This window comes from Methylobacterium sp. XJLW, assembly GCF_003254375.1.
In the GTDB taxonomy this organism is placed as follows: Bacteria; Pseudomonadota; Alphaproteobacteria; order Rhizobiales; family Beijerinckiaceae; genus Methylobacterium; species Methylobacterium fujisawaense.
This window is the reverse complement of the sequence record NZ_CP016429.1, coordinates 3,782,310-3,801,092: the sequence shown is the minus strand read 5'-3', so window position 1 is coordinate 3,801,092 and position 18,783 is coordinate 3,782,310. Positions and strand designations below refer to the sequence as shown.

The 18,783-nt window shown below is 68.8% G+C and carries 15 protein-coding genes; 9 read left to right on the top strand and 6 right to left on the bottom strand.

Features of this window, described 5'->3' with window-relative positions; all coding sequences use genetic code 11:
• Position 1: 1 nt before the first annotated feature.
• The 4 genes from A3862_RS17625 to A3862_RS17610 are packed head-to-tail and all read right to left on the bottom strand — an operon-like array spanning position 2 to position 5,637.
• Positions 2-925, bottom strand: a complete 924-nt coding sequence (locus A3862_RS17625; RefSeq protein ID WP_043758088.1) for a 3-hydroxyacyl-CoA dehydrogenase — start codon at positions 923-925, stop codon at positions 2-4.
• Positions 922-3,480, bottom strand: coding sequence for a branched-chain amino acid ABC transporter ATP-binding protein/permease (locus A3862_RS17620; RefSeq protein ID WP_043758092.1), 2,559 nt, complete (start codon positions 3,478-3,480; stop codon positions 922-924). The genes A3862_RS17625 and A3862_RS17620 overlap by 4 nt, the downstream gene beginning before the upstream one ends.
• A 14-nt stretch (positions 3,481-3,494) precedes the next feature.
• Positions 3,495-4,370 carry a branched-chain amino acid ABC transporter permease gene (locus A3862_RS17615; protein ID WP_043353271.1) on the bottom strand — a complete coding sequence of 292 codons (876 nt, stop codon included), beginning with the start codon at positions 4,368-4,370 and terminating at the stop codon, positions 3,495-3,497.
• 7 nt (positions 4,371-4,377) lie between these two features.
• The gene (locus A3862_RS17610) at positions 4,378-5,637 is read right to left on the bottom strand and encodes an ABC transporter substrate-binding protein (RefSeq protein ID WP_043353273.1); all 1,260 of its coding nucleotides are present in this window, start codon (positions 5,635-5,637) and stop codon (positions 4,378-4,380) included.
• 119 nt (positions 5,638-5,756) lie between these two features.
• Here A3862_RS17610 and A3862_RS17605 point away from each other — a divergent pair, with 119 nt between their 5' ends.
• The 5 genes from A3862_RS17605 to A3862_RS17585 all read left to right on the top strand — a co-directional run bounded on the left by A3862_RS17605 (position 5,757) and on the right by A3862_RS17585 (position 13,089).
• The gene (locus A3862_RS17605; protein ID WP_043353275.1) at positions 5,757-6,470 is read left to right on the top strand and encodes a GntR family transcriptional regulator; all 714 of its coding nucleotides are present in this window, start codon (positions 5,757-5,759) and stop codon (positions 6,468-6,470) included.
• Positions 6,471-6,472: 2 nt separating this feature from the next.
• Positions 6,473-7,240 carry an SDR family oxidoreductase gene (locus A3862_RS17600; RefSeq protein WP_043758097.1) on the top strand — a complete coding sequence of 256 codons (768 nt, stop codon included), beginning with the start codon at positions 6,473-6,475 and terminating at the stop codon, positions 7,238-7,240.
• A 155-nt stretch (positions 7,241-7,395) separates the two neighbouring features.
• Positions 7,396-9,201 carry an IlvD/Edd family dehydratase gene (locus A3862_RS17595; RefSeq protein ID WP_043758099.1) on the top strand — a complete coding sequence of 602 codons (1,806 nt, stop codon included), beginning with the start codon at positions 7,396-7,398 and terminating at the stop codon, positions 9,199-9,201.
• 198 nt (positions 9,202-9,399) lie between these two features.
• A complete protein-coding gene (locus A3862_RS17590) occupies positions 9,400-12,387 on the top strand; it encodes an FAD-binding and (Fe-S)-binding domain-containing protein (protein WP_043758101.1) in 2,988 nt (995 codons plus the stop codon).
• A 21-nt stretch (positions 12,388-12,408) separates the two neighbouring features.
• Entirely contained in the window at positions 12,409-13,089 is a 681-nt protein-coding gene (locus A3862_RS17585; protein ID WP_043353288.1) for a GntR family transcriptional regulator, read from the top strand.
• A 4-nt stretch (positions 13,090-13,093) separates the two neighbouring features.
• Here the strand turns inward: A3862_RS17585 and A3862_RS17580 are convergent, their stop codons facing one another.
• Positions 13,094-14,023 carry a class I SAM-dependent methyltransferase gene (locus tag A3862_RS17580; RefSeq protein ID WP_043758105.1) on the bottom strand — a complete coding sequence of 310 codons (930 nt, stop codon included), beginning with the start codon at positions 14,021-14,023 and terminating at the stop codon, positions 13,094-13,096.
• A 185-nt stretch (positions 14,024-14,208) separates the two neighbouring features.
• Entirely contained in the window at positions 14,209-14,862 is a 654-nt protein-coding gene (locus tag A3862_RS17575; RefSeq protein ID WP_043353293.1) for a GntR family transcriptional regulator, read from the bottom strand.
• Positions 14,863-15,056: 194 nt separating this feature from the next.
• On the opposite strand from A3862_RS17575, the gene dctP reads away from it, so the two are divergent.
• From dctP to A3862_RS17555, 4 genes are all read left to right on the top strand, one after another.
• Positions 15,057-16,079: a TRAP transporter substrate-binding protein DctP gene (gene dctP, locus A3862_RS17570; protein WP_043353295.1), complete on the top strand. Its 1,023-nt coding sequence runs from the start codon at positions 15,057-15,059 to the stop codon at positions 16,077-16,079.
• On the top strand, positions 16,076-16,768 hold the full coding sequence (locus A3862_RS17565; protein WP_043380051.1) for a TRAP transporter small permease: 693 nt from the start codon (positions 16,076-16,078) through the stop codon (positions 16,766-16,768). Before dctP ends, A3862_RS17565 begins: the two co-directional genes overlap by 4 nt.
• Positions 16,765-18,117 (top strand): TRAP transporter large permease, encoded by a 1,353-nt coding sequence (locus A3862_RS17560; RefSeq protein WP_043356157.1) that lies wholly within the window; start codon positions 16,765-16,767, stop codon positions 18,115-18,117. The genes A3862_RS17565 and A3862_RS17560 overlap by 4 nt, the downstream gene beginning before the upstream one ends.
• A gap of 194 nt (positions 18,118-18,311) precedes the next feature.
• On the top strand, positions 18,312-18,779 hold the full coding sequence (locus tag A3862_RS17555) for a YbaK/EbsC family protein (protein ID WP_043758108.1): 468 nt from the start codon (positions 18,312-18,314) through the stop codon (positions 18,777-18,779).
• The last annotated feature ends 4 nt before the right edge of the window (positions 18,780-18,783 follow it).

Genomic DNA, 18,783 nt, shown 5'->3' with positions numbered 1-18,783 from the left:
CTCAGTCCTTCTGTGAAGCCTTGTGGGCCCGGAGCGCCGCCAGCCGCGTGTCGCGGCGGTCCATGCGTGCGGGTAGATCGTCCGGCGGCTGCCACTTGGCCAGGATCGCCTCGGTGGCCGGCGCCTCGTAGACCGAAGGCGGCGCCGGATCGGCGGCCAGGCTTTTGTAGAAGCCGGTATAGCGGGCGCAGTAATCGGCGATGCCGCCCGGCGCGTTCAGCTCGATCGTCTCGAACGGTCCCATGAAGCTCCAGCGCAGGCCGAGCCCGTCCGCGACGGTCTTGTCGAGATCCTGCGGGGTGACATAGCCCTCCGAGGCGAGACGGAACGCCTCCGCCAGCAGGGCGCCCTGAAGCCGGTTGAGGATGAAGCCCTCGATCTCCTTCAGCACCGTGATGGGGACCTGTCCGATGGCCTCGTACACCGCTCGCGCTCGTGCCAGAGCCGCCGGATCGGTCCAGGGCGCGCCGGAAATCTCCACGAGCGGGATCAGGTGCGGCGGATTCACCGGATGGCCGATGAGGCAGCGCGCCCGACCCGGCAGATCCTCGGTGAACAGCGAGCAGCGGATGGCCGATGAGGACGACGCGATCACCGCGTCCCGCGGCGCGTGGGCATCGAGCTCGGCAAAGAGGGTCCGCTTGACGTCGAGCCGCTCGGGCCCGTTCTCCTGGACGAAGTCCACACCGTCGAGGGCGGCGGCGAGACTCCCCGCGCTCCGGATGCGCCCGGCAGCTCCCTCTGGATCGGTACAGAGCCCGTTGGCCGCCAGGGTGCGGAGGCCTTCGGCGCAGAGCGGAAGCGCGGCCTCGGCGACGCCTTCGGCGGAATCGAACAGCCGCACGTCCCAGCCGGCACGGGCGAAGATCATCGCCCAGGCCCGGCCGATCAGGCCGGCGCCGACGATTGCGACGCTTTCGGTCATAGCCACAGCACCTTCCGTCTCAGCTCCTGATCTTCGCGCAAGAGGCGCGACTCGCCCGCCCACTGCACGCTGCCCCGCTCCAGCGCTACGGTCCGGTCGGACAGGGCCAGCGCCAGATCGAGGTGATGGTCCACCAGGATGATCGCGATCTCGCGGCGCAGCCGGTCGAAGGCCTCGAACAGCTCCTCGGTCACGGCCGGCGACAGGCCTTCGAACGGCTCGTCGAGAAGCAGGAGCCGCGTATCGCCCGACAGCGCGCGCGCCACCGCCACCATCTGCTGCTCGCCGCCCGACAGGCGGGCGGCATCGACGGTCCAGCGCTCCTTGAGCCGCGGGAAGAACTCCAGAACCTTCTCCTCGTCCCAATGGATGCCGGCACCGGTGAGCCGCCGCAGACGACCGAGGCCCAGATTCTCGGCGACGCTCATCCCGGCGAACAGCGCCCGCCCCTGCGGCACGTAGCCGATGCCGAGCCAAGCGATCTTGTCGGGCGAGAGGCCCGCGATGTCCCGGTTGGCGAGCACGATCCGGCCGGCGGCCGGTGATGCTGTGCCGATCAACGTCTTGAGCAGGGTCGACTTGCCGGCGCCGTTGCGGCCGAGGAGCGCCACCACCTCACCCCGGTTCACCGTGAGGTTGACCCCGTTGAGGATGTGCGACTTGCCATAGAAGGTATCGACGCCCTCCATGGCGAGCAGCGTCTCGGCCTCGGCGGCGCTGGCGCGCGGCTTCGCGGCGATCGCCGCCGTGCCCGATCCGAGATAAACCGCCTGGACCCGGGCATCGTCCCGGGCATCCGCGACGGAGCCGTCGACCAGCACGGCGCCGTCGGCCATCACGGTGACGCGGTCGGCCAGACGGAACACGCGGTCGATGTCGTGCTCCACGAGCAGGACCGGGATGTCGGCCGAGAGCGCCTTGATCAGCTCGCCGACGCGCTCGCGCTCGGCGGCGGCCAAGCCGGCGAGCGGCTCGTCGAGAAGCAGCACGCGGGGTTGCGTGGCCAGCGCCAGCCCCATGTCGAGGAGCCGCTGGCCGCCGTAGGACAGGCTGCCGGCCTCGGCCCGCTCGATCCCGGCGAGGCCCGTCCAGCGCAGCAGCTCGGCGGTGTCGTCGGCGATCGCGCGGATCGAAAGGGCGTCCCGCCAGGGGCTGAAATGCGCCGCGTGGCGCGCCTGCACCGCCAGGCGGACGTTCTCCTGCACCGAGAGGCCCGGGAACAGGTTGGTGATCTGGAACGAGCGCCCGAGTCCGGCCCGGGTGATCGCGTGCGGTTCCAGGCCGGCGATCTCTTGACCGTCGAGGCGGATGCTGCCGCCGCTCGGCCGGAACATGCCGGAAAGCAGATTGAAGGCCGTGGTCTTGCCGGCACCGTTGGGGCCGATCAGGGCGTGAAGCGTCTTGTCCGCCACCGCGAAGGAGACGCCCCGCACCGCGTTCACGGGGCCGAAGTTCTTCCTGATGGCATCGGCGACGAGAACCGGTCCCGTGCCGCGTCCCTCGGCGATGAAGCGCGCCGGGACGCGGCCCGAGGCGCCGGCGCGGCGGGCCGCCATGGCCGCGCCCTCGGTCGGGACGCGCCGGAACGGCTTGAGCAGCCGCGCCGCGATGCCGACCAGCCCGTCCGGCGAGAACACGATGAAGGCGACGAACAGCAGCCCGAAATACAGCAGCCAGTCGGCGGTGTAGATCGACAGGAACTCCCGGAACAGGATGTAGAACAGCGCGCCGAGGGCCGGCCCGAGGAACGAGCGCATCCCGCCGATCACCACCATGGCGAGCAGTTCGCCCGAGAACGCGATGGAGATCGGGTCGGCCGAGGTGAAGCGATGACTGTAGGCCGAGAGCGCCCCGGCCAGCCCGGTGATCGTCGCCGAGATCACGAAGGCCGCGAGCTTGTAGCGGTTGGTGGCGTAGCCGAGGAAGCCGGCACGCTGCTCGTTCTCGCGGATCGCCACGAGTACCGTGCCCATCGGCGAGCGCCGGAACCGCCAGAGCGCGACCAGCACCGCGAAGGCGATACCCGACACCGCCGCGTAGTAGGCGCCGGGCTCCTGCAGCACCGCCCAGCGGTGCAGGTTGCCGATGCCGTTCTCGCCGCCGGTCAGGTCGGTCCAGCGGAACGCGATGGCGTAGAGCATCGCCGTGAAGGCGAGCGTCAGCAGCGAGAAGTAGACACCCCGCCGTCGCAAGATCAGGGCTCCGGCCGCCAGAGCCGCGACTCCGGTGATCGCCAGGGCGCCGAGGAGCGGCAGCGCCATGTCGCCGGGGACAAGCCGCGTCTGCAGGATCGCCACCGCGTAGGCGCCGATCCCGAACCAGGCCCCATGGCCGAAGGAGGTGAGCCCGGTCCAGCCGACCAGGATGTTCAGGCCGAGCACGGCCAGGGCGAAGATCACCACGTCGGTGGCGGTGATCAGCGTCAGGCCAATGGCGTCGAGGGCGAAGGGCAGGACGATGAGGGCGGCGAGCGCCGCCCAGAGCTGGCGGCTCTCGCGCAGGATCAGGCCGCGCTGCGGCAGGGCGAGCGGCAGCGGCTCGGCGGTTCCGGACATGGGACGCTCTCCGCTCACTCGAACCGGGCGATGTGCTCGCCGAACAGGCCGCGCGGGCGCAGCAGCAGGACGAGCACCATGAGGGCGTAGACGGCGGCCTCGGTGGCCGGCGGATAGGCGTAGGCGGTGAGGCCCCGGACCACGCCGACGATCAGCGCGGCGAGCACCACCCCCCAGAAAGAGCCGAGGCCGCCGATCACCACCACCACGAAGGCGAAGGTGAGGATCTCGGCGCCCATGGCGGGCTGGACCCCTGTGACCGGGGCCATCATGGTCCCGGCCAGCGCCGCGAGTCCCACCGCGATGGTGACAACGGCGGTCATGTAGGGCCGGAGCGAGATGCCGAGGGCCGCGACCATGTCGGGGTTCTGCACGCCGGCCCGGACCACGCGCCCAAAGCTGGTGCGGGTCAGGAGCAGCCAAAGGCCGGCCACGCAGGCCACAGCCACCACGAGGATCGAGAGCCGGTAGCGCGAGTAGATCAGGTCGCCGATGAAGACCTGACCGCGCAGCCATGTCGGGATCCCGAACGGCACCGGCGCCGCCCCGAAGGCCATGCGCAGGGCCTGCTCGGCCACCATGGCGAGTCCGAATGTGAGGAGCAGGCCGAGGGTCGGATCGCCGCGGTAGAAGCGCCGCAACAGGAAGCGCTCGATCACAAGCCCGAGCACCCCCACCGCCAGGGGAGATGCGATGAGGGCGCCGCCGAAACCGATCGAGGGCGTCAGCAGCACGGTCAGGTAGGCGCCGATGGCGTAGAAGGCACCGTGAGCGAGGTTCACGATGCCGCCGAGGCTGAAGATCAGCGACAGGCCAAGCGCGATCAGCAGATATTGCACGCCGATCAGCAGGCCGTTGAGCACCTGCTCCAGGATGAAGACGAGCTGCATGACGGCCTCACGCCGGGAAGGTGCAGGCGTTCTCGTCACGGGTGGTGGCGAGGACCTCCAGGCTCTCGCCGGGACCGGGGAGCGGCCCGGTCGAGGTGAAGATGTCGTAGGGGTTCTTGACCTGATCCGCCGGCAGGGCGGTGATCGCGAACATCTCCTGCATCAATTCGTGGTCCCACGGGCGGAAATAGCCCTCGCGGACCTTGGCGATGTCGAACTTCGCGCCCGATTCCAGGTGCTCGACCACCTTGATCGACTCGGTCGCCTTCAGCTCGTTCATCGACTGCGCAACGATCTTGAGCGCGGTGTAGTCACCCCAGCCCTGGTTCTCCGGCGGCTTCTTGTACTTGGCCTTGAAGGCGGCGACGAACGTCTTCGCCGAGGGCGAGTCGATCTGGTGATGCCAGATCACCGGCCAGGTTCCGAGGAAGTTGCCGGGCCCGGCACCCCAGGCGAGCGCCGTGTCGAAGCCGAAGCCGGCGACCGGGAACGGCAGGCCGAACTCGCTGTACTGCTTGAGGAAATTGGTGATCTGCGCGCCCGCGAGGTTGCAGATCACGAGGTCCGGCTTGGCCTGACGGAGCTTGAGCAGGAAGGGCGAGAAGTCCGTGAGCTCGGTGGGGATCAGATCCTCGCCGACGAGCGTCGCGTCGTTGGCCGCGAAGTATTTCTTGGCCTGCTTCAACAGGTCGTGGCCGAAGGCGTAGTCGGCTGTGAGCGCGTAGACCTTGCGACCCTTGATCAGGCCCCGGTCGAGCAGCGCCCGCCCGCAGGCGCGCACCATCATGGTGTTCTGCGATTCGACGTGAAACATGAAGCGCTTGCAGTCGGAGCCGCGCAGCGCGTCCGAATTGGCGCCGGTGTTGATGAATAGGATCTTCTCCCGCTGAGCCACTTGGCTGATCGCCAGCGCCGAAGCCGAGTTGATCTCGCCGACGAGGCACGCCACGCGGTCCCGCTGGACCATGCGCTCGGCCTTGGCCGAGGCAGTCTGCGGGTTGACGCTGTCCTCGGAGAGAAGCTCGACCTTCCGACCCGCGATGCCGCCCGCGGCATTGATCTCCTCGACCGCGAGCTGCGCCGCCTGCACGGCGAACTCGCCGAGCGGTCCGAGGAAGCCGGTCCGCGGCGTCAGGTGCCCGATCCGGATCACGTCCGACTGACCCTGCGACAGGGCCGGGCTCGCAAGAGCCGGCGCGAGAAGCGCTGCGCCGCCGGCTTTCAGAAGGCTGCGGCGAGAAAGGGAATCCCCGAACCGGTCCGTCATCGTTCCGCTCCCGTGCGTTTCCTCCAGCCGGGTTGTTGTTGTGGGCTCTGGCGGCCCTCACCCAAACTGTGATCACAGATCACTAGCGCGATAGTGCCGGATCCGTCTAGGGTCGGCATATGAATTCCACATCGGTCCTTGCCGAACTGCCTCTGCTCGAACGGCGGACCCTGTCCGACACCGTCTATGAAGCCCTGTCGGACCTCCTGGCCTCGGGACGGCTGGCGCCGGGCGACCGGCTGTCCCTGCGCCAGAGCGCGGCGGCGCTCGGCGTCTCGGTCATGCCGGTCCGCGAGGCGGTGAGCCGTCTGGCGGCGGACGGCGTGCTGGAAGTGGCTCCGAACCGGGTGATCCGGGTGCCGGTCATGAGCGCGGACGCCTTCCGGGCTCTGGTCGAGACCCGCATCGCCGTGGAGGGCATCGCCGTGGCCCGTGCGGCCGAGCTAAGGACCGCCACGGAACTCGCAGCGATCCGGCGGACCGAGGCCGCGTTCCGGGCGGAAGCGGAGGCGGCAGAGCCCGACCGGGCGCGCGCGGTGCAACTCAACCGCGATCTGCATTTCGCGATCTACGGTGCCTGCGGACTCGGTCCCCTGCAGGAGATCATCGCCCGGCTCTGGCTGAAGGCGGGCCCGGTGATCAATCTGGATCTGCGCGCCCATCCGGAGCGGCTGCGCCAGGGTTTCGCGCTTCGGCGGCACGCCGAGGCCGTGGTGGCGATCGAGAACCGGGACGGCGCGGCCGCCGCCGCCGCGATCGCGGCCGACATCCGGGAAGCCGCGGAGTTCATCTTGACCCGCGGCGGATTGCGGGACGTTCAGGGAGAGGACTGATCATGGATCTGGGGATTGCCGGCCTGCGTGTCTTGGTGACGGCGGGTGCTGCCGGAATCGGCCGCGGGATCGTCGAGGCCTTCCTGGAGGAAGGGGCGCGTGTCTTCGCCTGCGACGTAGACAGCGAGGCACTGGCCGGTCTGCCGGACGCGGTCGGCCGTATCCGGACCGATGTCGCCGACCGCGATGGCGTCGCCACGATGATGGACCGCGCGGTCGAGTTCCTCGGTGGCATCGACGTGCTGATCAACAATGCCGGCATCGCCGGCCCGACCGGCCGGGTCGAGGAGATCGCCCCCGAAGAGTGGGACCGATGTCTCACCGTGTGCCTGACCAGCCAGTTCAACTGCGCGCGCCTCGCGGTGCCCCATCTGCGCCAAAGCCCGAACGCCTCGATCGTCAATCTGTCCTCGGCGGCCGGCAAGTTCGGCTTCGCCCTGCGCAGCCCCTACGCGGCGGCCAAATGGGGGGTCATCGGCTTCACCAAGTCTTTGGCGATCGAACTCGGCGGGTCCGGCATCCGGGTGAATGCGATCCTGCCGGGCTTGGTGGCCGGCGACCGGCAGCGCCGGGTGCTCGAATCGAAGGCCCAGCAGCAGGGCACGAGCTTCGCCGAGATGGAAGCCCGCGCCTTCTCGTTCGTTTCGGTCAAGGACTACGTCACCGCCCGGCAGCTCGCCGACCAGATCCTGCTGCTTTGCTCGCCCCGCGGCCGGACCATCTCGGGTCAGGCCATTTCCATCGACGGTGACACGCGGATGCTGTCCTGAAATCAATCCAGCGCCGATGAGGCTGCCCTGCCTGATGCGCCGGAGTATCCAAAACCGAGTCCGGGGCGCCGCGACCGCGGTCACGCGTCCTGCGGCCGCTGCCGAAGACAGGAGCCGGACCGTCCGCGCCGGCCACAGGATGCGAGGAAGCGACCATGAGCGACAAACGCCGGATCACGCCATCTGACCTGCGCTCCAAGGCGTGGTTCGACAACCCGCACAATCCCGGCATGACCGCGCTCTATCTGGAGCGATACCTCAACTATGGACTGACGCCGGAGGAGTTGCGTTCGGGCAAACCTCTGATCGGCATCGCCCAGACGGGGTCCGACCTGTCTCCCTGCAACCGCCACCATCTCGAACTCGCCAAGCGGGTCCGGGAAGGCATCACGGCGGCCGGCGGCGTTGCCTTCGAATTCCCCTGCCATCCGATTCAGGAAACCGGCAAGCGTCCGACCGCGTCCCTCGACCGAAACCTCGCCTACCTGTCCCTGGTGGAGGTGCTGTACGGCTATCCCCTCGACGGCGTCGTCCTGCTCACCGGCTGCGACAAGACCATGCCGGCCTGTCTGATGGCGGCGGCCACGGTCAACATCCCGGCGATCTCGCTGAATGTCGGGCCTATGCTCAACGGCTACTTCCACAAGGAGCTGACCGGCTCGGGCACCATCGTCTGGAAGGCCCGGGAGCGGCACGCGGCGGGCGACATCGACTTCCAGCAGTTCATGGACATCGTCGGATCCTCGGCGCCGTCCACGGGCCACTGCAACACGATGGGCACGGCCTCCACGATGAACGCGCTCGCCGAGGCGCTCGGTCTCGCCCTGCCCGGCTCGGCGGCGATCCCGGCCCCCTACCGCGAGCGCGGGCAAGCCGCCTACGCCACCGGCCAACGGATCGTCGAGATGGTCTGGGAGGACCTCAAGCCCTCCGACATCCTCACCCGCGAAGCTTTCGAGAACGCCATCGTGGCCAACGCGGCGATCGGCGGCTCGACCAACGCGCCGGTCCACATCAACGCGATCGCGAAGCACATCGGTGTTCCGCTGACCTGCGACGACTGGGAGCGGGTCGGATTCGAGATCCCTCTCCTGGTGGACATGCAGCCCGCCGGACGCTGGCTCGGCGAGGAGTACTTTCGCGCCGGCGGCCTTCCGGCGGTCTTCGCGGAGCTGATCGACGCCGGGAAGGTCCACGAGGGCGCCCTGACCTGCAACGGCCGAACCGTGGGCGAGAACTACCGCGGCCGGCACAGCTGGAACCGCGACGTGATCCGCGCCTATGGCGCGCCGCTGATGGAGCGCGCGGGCTTCCTGAACCTCAAGGGTAGCCTGTTCGATTCGGCGATCATGAAGACCTGCGTGATCTCCGAGGAGTTCGCGGCCCGCTACCTGCGCAATCCGAACGACCCGATGGCCTTCGAGGGGCGCGTCATCGTGTTCGACGGACCGGAGGACTACCACACACGGATCGACGACCCGGCGCTCGACATCGACGAGAACACGATCCTGATCATGCGCGGAGCCGGACCGATCGGCTATCCCGGCGCCGCCGAGGTGGTGAACATGCAGCCGCCGGGATCGCTGATCCGGCGCGGTGTCACCGCTCTGCCCTGCATCGGCGACGGCCGGCAATCCGGCACCTCCGGGACGCCCGCCATCCTGAACGCCTCGCCCGAGGCGGCCGCCGGGGGCGGGCTGGCCCTGTTGCAGACCGGCGACCGTATCCGCATCGACCTCAATCGCCGGAGCGCCGACATCCTGCTCCCGGCCGACGACCTCGCCCGCCGGCGCGCGGATCTGGAGGCGCGCGGCGGCTATCCCTACCCGGCGACCCAGACTCCGTGGCAGGAGATCTATCGCGATCAGGTCGATCAGCTCGATCAGGGCATGGTGCTCAAAGGCGCGGTGAAGTTCCAGAAGGTCGCGCAGGTCTCCGGAGTGCCGCGGGACAACCACTGAGGCCTGTTCCCCGGGTCGGCCGCGGGGTTGAAACATGCGGTGTCCTGAGCAACCCTTGCGACGGCCCTCCGGGCCTACGGCTGCACAGGGCATCGCGAGCCCGCTCTCCAGCGCGACAGCGCGGCCAATTTGCTCCGCACTGAATTTTGAATACATTTCCCGTCAGGTGGGCATGTCCCATCACGGGAGGGATCGATCGTGACGGAAGCGAGGGCGCATGCCCCGGCGCCGCGGGCCGCGGCGCGCCTGGAAGCCGGATTGCCGCGCAGGCTGGCGGAGCAGCTCCAGGGCGAGGCGCGGTTCGACGCGTTCACGCGTGGACGCTACAGCACGGACGCGTCGATCTACCAGATCATGCCGGCCGGCGTGGTGCTGCCGCGCTCCGCGGCCGACATCGCCGCAACCCTGCGCATCGCCGCCGAACACGGCGCGCCGGTGATCCTGCGCGGCGGTGGCACGTCGCAGAACGGCCAGCCGATCGGTTCGGGCCTGGTGGTCGACTGCTCGCGGTACTTCAACGGCGTCCGGGCCTACGATCCGGAGGCGGGCACGATCACGGTCGAGCCCGGCATGGTGCTGGAGCGGCTGAACGCCCGGGTGAAGGCCGACGGATGGTTCTTCCCCGTCGAGCCCTCGACGGCGACCCGCTGCACCATCGGCGGTATGGCGGGCAACAATTCCTGCGGCGCCCGCTCCCTGCGCTACGGCAAGATGAGCGACAACGTCCTGGCGATGGAGGCGCTGTTCCACGACGGCGAGGCCTTCGGCTTCGGACTGACCGGTGACGTCCGGTCGGGCGTGAACGGCTCGGATCGGGCGGCGGCGCTGGCCGCGAGGATGCGCGGCCTCGCCGAGGATCACCGCGCCGAGATCGAGGCGCGCTTCCCGAAGGTCCAGCGCCGCGTCGGCGGCTACAACCTCGACGCGCTGATCGAAGCGCAGCCGAACCTCGCGCACCTGCTCGTCGGATCCGAGGGCACGCTGGCCGCGACCACGGCGGTGACGCTGAAGCTCTCGCGCCTGCCGACGCATCGGGTGATGGGCGTGTGCCACTTCCCATCCTTCCGGGCCGCCATGGAGACGACCCGGCACATCGTCGGCCTGGACCCGGTGGCGGTCGAGCTCGTCGACAACAACGTCCTCGTGCTCGGCGCCGATATCCCGCTGTTCCGCACGACGCTGGCCGACATCACCCGCGGACAGCCGAACTGCCTGCTGCTCACCGAATTCGCCGGCGACGACCTCGCCGCCGTGACGCGCGACCTGAAGCGCCTCGACGCCTGCATGGCCGATCACGGCTTCCCGGACGCCGTCGTGGAGGTGGTCGAGCCCGCCCGCCAGAAATCGGTGTGGGAGGTTCGCGAGGCCTGCCTCAACATCATGATGTCCATGAAGGGCGACGCCAAGCCGGTCTCCTTTATCGAGGATTGCGCCGTCCCGCTGGAGCACCTCGCCGATTACACAGACGCGGTCACGGCGGTCTTCGCCAAGCACGGCACCCGCGGCACGTGGTACGCCCACGCTTCGGTGGGCTGCCTGCACGTTCGCCCGATCCTCGACATGAAGGAGGCTGGCGACGTCCGCCGGATGCGCGCGATCGCGGAGGAGACCTCCGAGCTGGTGCGCCGCTACAAGGGCTCGTATTCCGGCGAGCATGGCGACGGCATCTCACGCTCGGAATACATCGAGCCGCTGTTCGGCTCGGTCCTGACGCGCGCCTTCGAGGACGTGAAGGACGCGTTCGATCCCGAGAACCGCCTCAACCCCGGCAAGATCGTGCGCCCGCTCGCGATGGATGACCGGTCTCTGTTCCGCTTCAAGCCCGACTACACGGTGACGGAGCCGATAAAGCCGGCGCTCGACTGGTCGGATTGGGGCGGCTTCGGCTCCGCCGTCGAGATGTGCAACAACAACGGCACCTGCCGGAAGCTCGCCGGCGGCGCCATGTGCCCGTCCTACCGGGTGACGGGGGAGGAACAGCACCTCACGCGCGGCCGCGCCAATTCCCTGCGGCTCGCCATCTCCGGCCAGCTCGGTAAGGAGGCCTTCACCAGCCCGGAGATGAAGCGGACTCTCGATCTCTGCGTCTCCTGCAAGGCCTGCCGCCGGGAATGCCCGACCGGCGTGGACATGGCCAAGATGAAGATCGAGTTCCTGCACCATTACCACGCCCGCCACGGGCTGCCGCTCCGCGAACGGCTCATCGCCATGATGCCGCTCTATGCCGGGGCGGCCGCGAAGCTCGCGCCGTTCCTCAACCTGCGCGACCGGTACCCGGCCCTCGCGGCCCTGTCGGAGCGCGTCGCCGGCCTGTCGGCTAGGCGCTCGTTGCCGCGCTGGCGTAGGCCCTGGAGCGAGCAGGGCGAACCCGCGCATACCCACGACGTCGCGGGGGATTTCCGCGACGTGATCCTCTTCGGCGACACCTTCAACCGTGCCTTCGAGCGGGAGAATCTCGAGGCGGCCGAGCGCGTGCTGCTGGCCGCGGGCTACCGGCTGCATCGGGTCTATCCGGCCCGCGGCCGGCGCCCGCTCTGCTGCGGCCGGACGTGGCTCTCCGCCGGCCAGACGGACCGGGCCCGGCTGGAGGCGCGCCGAACCCTCGACGCGCTTCTGCCCTTCGTCCGCGCGGGCGCGCGGGTCGTCGGCCTGGAACCATCCTGCCTGCTCACGTTCCGGGACGAGTTCACAGCGCTCCTCCCCGGTGCGGATTCGGCGCTTCTGGCGCGGCAGTCCGTCCTGTTCGAGGAGCTGCTGGCGGCAGACCTGACGGCGGGCCGGATCGCGCTACCGTTCGCGGATCAGGGCGGGCGCGTCGCGCACCTGCACGGCCATTGCCACCAGAAGTCGTTCGGCGTGATGGGCTCGGTGGAGACGGTGCTCCGGGCCGTGCCGGGGCTCGACCTACGGGTCGTCGAGTCGAGCTGCTGCGGCATGGCCGGCGCCTTCGGCTATCGGCCGGAATCCATCGAGACATCCTTCGCCATGGCAGAGCTGTCGCTGTTCCCGACCCTGCGCGCCGCCGGGCCGGACGATCTCGTGATCGCCGACGGGACGAGCTGCCGACATCAGATTCACGATGGCCTCGGTCTCGAGGCGGAACATGTGGCTCGCGTTCTCGATCGGGCCCTCGTGCCTCGACACTCCATTGCCGGAGACTTACACATACACAACAGGTCGCACTGATCTGGTTTGTGTCGGGGGACCATGAACAAGATCGAGCCCGGGATCGGCATCAGCCGCCGCTACCTCCACGACGAGGTCGCGGACCGGATGCGGGAGCTGATCCGGTCCGGGGAGATGGAGCCGAAGGCCCGGATCAACGAGAGCGAGCTGACGGAGCGCTTCGGGATCTCGCGGACCCCGCTCCGCGAGGCGATCAAGATCCTGGCGACGGAAGGGCTGCTCGAACTGCTTCCGAACCGCGGGGCGCGGGTCGCCAGCATCTCGGAGACCGAGCTCGAGGAAATGATGGAGGTGATCGCCGGGCTCGAGGCGACCGCCGGGGACCTGGCCTGCCGCACCATCACCGACGCCGAGATCGACGCCCTCGCGGTCGACCACGACGCGATGGTGGCGGCCTGGCAGTCGGGCGACGAGGCGGGCTACTTCAGCCACAACCGCCGGATCCACGAAGGCATCATGGCGGCCAGTCGCAACGTCATTCTGGCGAATATCTACGAGAGCCTGTCCGGCCGGATCCAAAGGTCGCGGTATTCCGCGCACCAGACCCCGGATCAGTGGGCCCGCGCGGTCTCCGAGCACGAACGGATGATCGAACTCCTCCGTGCTCGGGACGGCGCTGCCCTGGCCGTCCTGATGCGCGAGCATATCCGCGGGAAGAAGTCCGTCATCGCCGCCAATTACGGCGCGGCGGAGGTTGCTTGAAGGCTCAGCCCGGCATCCCCGTCATCTCGAACCAGAACGACGCGCCCGGGGTGCGGGAATCGTTCGCGTAGAGGAACGGAATGTCCGGTCCGGTCGCGCGGGCGGCAAAGACCGTCTTCACCCGGGCGCTCATCGCCGGGTCCTGACAGATATACATCACCGGCACGGTCACGCGGAACGGCGGAGCGCCGCACATCAGCATCGCGGCCAGAAGATACTGCTCGTTGTACAGGCGGCAATTCCAGGCTGACGGATAATCGTCCGGAATGAAGATGTCGTGGATCTGTACGATCACGCCCGGCGCGAGGCGCGGCATCACCTCGAAAAAGAACACCGTGACGTCGGAATTCGCGAAGGACCGATGCGATCCATCGAAGAACAGGATGTCGCCGGCCTTCAGTTCCTCGAAGATCTTCAGGTCGCAGGATTCCAGCGGGCTGCGGACCGTCCAGTCGCACAGGGCGTCGATCTCGCGGCGTGGCATCGGATCGATGGAGGTGATCCGCGTCGGCAGCTTCAGCGTGTCGATCGCGTGGCGCGCGAAGCAGGTCGAGCACCCGGAGCCGATCTCGAAGTATCGTTCAGGGCGCTTCCAGGCCAGCATCGTCAGCAGGGCGGCGCCGTCGAGGGCGGTGAACCACGTGTTGTTCCAGTGCGGTGCAGCCGAACCCGCAGCGTGCGCGTCGTGCGGGACGCTGTGGAGCAGGTCGGCCTGCGCTTCCAGGGCGGTGAGGAACGCCTCGTAGGCCGCATGGTTCTGGCCGAGGACGGCTTTGAGCCGGCCGTGCGGCGCCTGGCCCGGCTTCCACCGCGCGGACGGCACGACCGGATAGTAATCGTGGACCGTATGACTCCAGCGGAAGGCTTCGCCGCTCGCCCGGAAGATATCCACCCCCGCGCGTCGGCCGGCAGTCCTGACAACGTCCTTCAGCATGGTGCCTCCCGGGTTCCGGGTGAAGGATGCCGGGATTGCAACTTCTGGTCGAGTCCGGTGGACCACCTACGCAGTCCGACCTGATTTCACGGTTAGGAGGCGATGAAGACGCACCGGCTTCGCGGCCCGCTGCGGGCGGTCTGCGCCGCGGGATGATTGTCAGGCACCCGGACAGGTCGAAGCTTTCAGGCCGCGCTCTGCGCCCGCAACCCCGCGACCAGATCGGTGAACCGGTCACCCTGGACGATGACGTGGCTCCGGAGCGCCTCGGCCGCCCCGACTTCGTCTCCGGCGATGATGGCAGCGACGATCGCTTCGTGTTCGGCAAGCGATTGCGGCAGGCGCTGGCGCACGCGCAGCTGCAGACGCCGATACGGCGCGAGACGGCGGTGCAGGGACAACGCCTGCTCCGCCAGGAAGGCGTTGCGGCTGGCCCGATACACCACCGTATGGAACACGTAATTCTCGGCGTAATAGGCCTCGGTATCCTCCGTCGACAGGGCCCCGCGGCAGCCTTCGAGGGCGGCGCGCAGCGCGGCGGCATCCTCGGCCACGAGGCGGCGTGCGGCGAGGCGACCGCACGCCGCCTCGATTTCCGCCATCGTCTCGAACATGGCCAGCAGCAGGTGTGGCTCGGGCGCACTGACGATGGCGCCGCGCCGGGGCTTCGTCTGGACGAGTCCGGTCACGGCGAGCTGCAGCAGCGCCTCGCGGATCGGCGTGCGCGAGACCCCGAAACGGGCCGCGAGCTGATTCTCATCGAGCCGCGATCCCAGCGCGAGTTCGCCCGCCACGATCTCGTCCTCGATTCGCTGCCGTAGCCGTTGCGCGTGGCTCATGCGCCTGGTTCCTCCCCCGATCGTCGGGCCGCGCGTCGTCCCGCCCGTTGAGGCCGGCGGATGTCCAACGCACGCGAACATTATGCTGGAGCATTGACAAAATATACAAGGCGGTTTTCCATGCATACAACGAAGCGCCCCACTATTGCGGCGCACAAAACTTTGCCGCGTTGTTTGCGGTGCGGGAGAAATCCATGACGCCAACTCGTCGCTCGCTGATCGCGGCCACGCTCGCGGCTCCGGCGGTCCTGCGGTTCGGGCTGGGCTCTGCCCAGGCCGCCACCACGCTGAAGCTGTCCCACCAGTTCCCGGGCGGCACCATCGACGAGGGCGACTTCCGCGACCGCATGTGCCGGAAGTTCGCCAAGATGGTCGGCGAGCGCTCGAAGGGCGCCCTGGACGTCCAAGTCTATCCCGGCTCCTCGCTGATGAAGACGAACGCCCAGTTCGGCGCGATGCGCAAGGGCGCCCTCGACATGTCGCTCTATCCGAGCCCCTATGCCGGCGGCGAGGTGCCGGAGCTGAATATCGGCCTGATGCCTGCGCTGGTGACGTCCTATGCCCAGGCGGTGGCCTGGAAGGCGGCGCCGGTCGGGCGCAAGCTCTCGGAAATCCTCGACGCCAAGGGGATCGTCCTGGTCTCGTGGGTCTGGCAGGCCGGCGGCGTCGCGAGCCGCGAGCGCGCCCTCGTTTCGCCGGCCGACGCCAAGGGCATGAAGGTCCGGGGCGGTTCGCGCGAGATGGACATGATGATGAAAGAGGCCGGCGCAGCCACCCTCTCCATCCCGTCGAACGAATCCTACGCGGCGATGCAGACCGGCGCCTGCGATGCGGTGATCACCTCGTCCACCAGCCTGATCTCCTTCCGCCTGGAAGAGCTGTCCAAGGCCCTCACTTCGGGCCGCGAGCGCTCCTACTGGTTCATGCTCGAGCCGATCATGATGTCGAAGATCGTGTTCTCGGGCCTGCCGAAGGAGCAGCAGGACCTGATCATGGCGGTGGGCACCGAGCTGGAGGCCTTCGGCCAAGCCGGCGCCAAGGAGGATGACACCCGGGTCGAGGAGATCTTCTCCAAGGCCGGGGCCAAGGTCGTCCAGGTTGACGAGAAGTCGCTGGGTCAGTGGCGGGACCTCGCCCGCAACACGGCCTGGAAAGATTACGCCGCCAAGAACGCGAACTGCGCGGAACTGCTGAAGCTCGCGGAGCAGGTCGCGTGAGCCACGGCTTCGACGCGGCTACGGCCGCTCCGGAGGCGCGGGGCGCGGCCGAGCCGCGTCTGCCCGGCCTGCTCGGCGCCTTCGACCGGACGATGCGCCTGCTGAATCAAGTGATCCTGGCGGTCGGCGGCCTCTGCCTGGTGGCGGCCTGCCTCGTCCTGACCCACAGCGTGGTCGTCCGCTATCTCCTGAAGGAACCGACGGAGTGGCAGGACGAGATGGCGGTGTTCCTGATCATCGGGGCCACCTTCCTGTCGGCCGCCGGCGTCCAGGCCAAGCGCGGCCACGTCGCGATCGAGGCCCTGACCGGTCTCCTGCCGCCGGCCGCCAACCGCGTGCGCCTTCTGCTGGCCGACATCGTCAGCCTCGCCTTCTGCCTGTTCTTCGCCTGGAAGAGCTGGTCGCTGGATCACGAGGCCTGGGTCGACGGGCAGGTCTCGCAATCGACCTGGGGGCCGCCCCTCTGGATCCCCTATACGCTGATGTCCGTCGGGATGAGCCTGCTGTGCATCCAGTTCGTCCTCCAGATCGCCGAGGGCCTGGCCTACGGGCCGCGGGCCGCCGGCTGGGCACAGCCCAAGATCGGGCTCGGGGCCGACGTCAACCGCGACATGCACGGGGCGCCCGAGGTTGCGCCTCGAGGACCGGATCCGATGGGTCAGACCGTTTCCGCGAAGGTTGAACGATGAGCACGGCCGCGATCGGCTTCCTGTACGCGGGCGCGACCCTGGGTGCGATGCTCTCGGGCATCCCCATCGCCTTCGCCCTCGGCTTCGTGGCGCTCGCCTTCATGGTGGCGTTCATGCCCGGCGCCTCTCTCGATACGGTGGCGCAGAACGTCTACGAGGAGATGGCCTCCATCACCCTGCTGTCGATCCCGCTCTTCATCCTGAAGGGTGCGGCCATCGGCCGGTCCAAGGCCGGGCAGGACCTCTACTCGGCCATGCACGCCTGGATGCACCGCATCCCGGGCGGTCTCGGCATCGCCAACGTGTTCGCCTGTGCGCTGTTCGCCGCCATGGCGGGCTCGAGCCCGGCAACCTGCTCGGCGATCGGCTCGGCCGGCATCCCGGAGATGCGCAAGCGCGGCTACTCGCCGGGCTTCGCCGCCGGGATCATCGCGGCGGGCGGCACGCTCGGAATCCTGCTGCCGCCCTCGATCACCATGATCCTGTACGCGGTGGCGGCCGAGCAGTCGCTCGGACGCCTGTTCCTCGCCGGCATCGGACCCGGGCTGCTGCTCGTGGCCCTGTTCGCGGCGTGGTCGATCGTGCGCTTCCGCTCGGAATACGCCGCGGCCAAGGCCGTGATGGAGCGTGGCGGACCGGCCTCGCCGATCCTGGCCGACGATCAGTACAGCATGGCGCAGCGCTTCTCGACGCTGCCGCGGGTCCTGCCCTTCGTGGTCCTGCTCACCGGCGTGATGGTGGCGCTCTACGGCGGCTACGCCACGCCCTCGGAAACCGCGGGTCTCGGCGGCCTGATGGCGCTGGCGCTCATCGCCGCGATCTACGGCGTCTGGCGGTTCCGCGACGTCACGCCGATCCTGACCGCGACCCTGCGGGAATCGACCATGCTGATGCTGATCATCGGCATGTCGCTGCTCTACGCCTACGTGATGAGCTACCTGCACATCTCGCAATCGGCCGCCGCCGCGATCGTCGCGATGCAGCTCTCGCCCTGGCTGCTGCTGCTGACCATCCTGGCGTTGGTGATCGCGCTGGGCTTCTTCCTGCCGCCGGTCTCGATCATCCTGATGACGGCGCCGATCATCCTGCCGCCGCTCAAGGCCGCCGGCTTCGACCTCGTGTGGTTCGGCGTGGTGATGACCATCACCATGGAGATGGGCCTGATCCACCCGCCGGTGGGCCTGAACATCTTCGTCATCAAGAACATCGCCCCCGACATCCCGCTGTCGGACATCATCTGGGGGACGCTGCCCTTTGTGATCCTGATGGCGGTGGCGATCCTGATCCTGTGCCTCGTCCCGGGCATCGCCCTGTGGCTCCCGGACCTGCTGCTGGCGACCACACGGTAGGCGGACCGAAGCATCGATTCCTCAGGCAGGCCCTTCTCCGTCCGGGGAAGGGCCTGCCGCATGCCGGGGTGCAGCCGCGCGAGCGCCGCCTCCCACGCACCGGCGGGTCGCGTCCAGGCAATGGCTGAAGCGTGCCGGAGCGCCTACGGCAGCGGGCTTCCCGCACTGCCCTGATCGAAGCTTCGGAACGAATCATGAGTCTCGCATCCGTGCGCGCCTTCTTCGCCGAGAAGGCGCCCGACATCGCGGTCATCGAGCTTGAGGCCAGCACCGCGACCGTCGCCGAGGCGGCCGAGGGCCATGGCGTCGCTCCGGCGCAGATCGCCAAGACCCTGTCGATCCGCGTGGGCGATCATGTCGCTCTCGTCGTCACCCGTGGCGACGCGCGTCTCGACAACAGGAAGGCCAAGGTCGTCTTCGGCGGCAAGGTGAGGATGCTCGATCTCGGCGAGGTCGAAGCGGTCACCGGCCACCCTGTGGGCGGCGTCTGCCCGTTCGGCCTGGCCACGCCCCTGCCCGTCTACTGCGACGTCTCGCTCCAAGCGTTCGACGAGGTGGTGCCGGCCGCCGGCGGCACCCACAGCTCTGTGCGGATCGCGCCGGCGCGGATGGCCGAACTGACCGGCGCCGCCTGGGTCGATGTCTGCGCGCTGCCGACCTGAGGGC

Excerpts from the sequence above, each read along its gene's own strand:
- A3862_RS17625 (WP_043758088.1), bottom strand. The coding sequence starts at position 925 with ATGACCGAAAGCGTCGCAATCGTCGGCGCCGGCCTGATCGGCCGGGCC.
- A3862_RS17620 (WP_043758092.1), bottom strand. The coding sequence starts at position 3,480 with ATGTCCGGAACCGCCGAGCCGCTGCCGCTCGCCCTGCCGCAGCGCGGC.
- A3862_RS17615 (WP_043353271.1), bottom strand. The coding sequence starts at position 4,370 with ATGCAGCTCGTCTTCATCCTGGAGCAGGTGCTCAACGGCCTGCTGATC.
- A3862_RS17610 (WP_043353273.1), bottom strand. The coding sequence starts at position 5,637 with ATGACGGACCGGTTCGGGGATTCCCTTTCTCGCCGCAGCCTTCTGAAA.
- A3862_RS17605 (WP_043353275.1), top strand. The coding sequence starts at position 5,757 with ATGAATTCCACATCGGTCCTTGCCGAACTGCCTCTGCTCGAACGGCGG.
- A3862_RS17600 (WP_043758097.1), top strand. The coding sequence starts at position 6,473 with ATGGATCTGGGGATTGCCGGCCTGCGTGTCTTGGTGACGGCGGGTGCT.
- A3862_RS17595 (WP_043758099.1), top strand. The coding sequence starts at position 7,396 with ATGAGCGACAAACGCCGGATCACGCCATCTGACCTGCGCTCCAAGGCG.
- A3862_RS17585 (WP_043353288.1), top strand. The coding sequence starts at position 12,409 with ATGAACAAGATCGAGCCCGGGATCGGCATCAGCCGCCGCTACCTCCAC.
- A3862_RS17580 (WP_043758105.1), bottom strand. The coding sequence starts at position 14,023 with ATGCTGAAGGACGTTGTCAGGACTGCCGGCCGACGCGCGGGGGTGGAT.
- A3862_RS17575 (WP_043353293.1), bottom strand. The coding sequence starts at position 14,862 with ATGAGCCACGCGCAACGGCTACGGCAGCGAATCGAGGACGAGATCGTG.
- dctP (WP_043353295.1), top strand. The coding sequence starts at position 15,057 with ATGACGCCAACTCGTCGCTCGCTGATCGCGGCCACGCTCGCGGCTCCG.
- A3862_RS17560 (WP_043356157.1), top strand. The coding sequence starts at position 16,765 with ATGAGCACGGCCGCGATCGGCTTCCTGTACGCGGGCGCGACCCTGGGT.
- A3862_RS17555 (WP_043758108.1), top strand. The coding sequence starts at position 18,312 with ATGAGTCTCGCATCCGTGCGCGCCTTCTTCGCCGAGAAGGCGCCCGAC.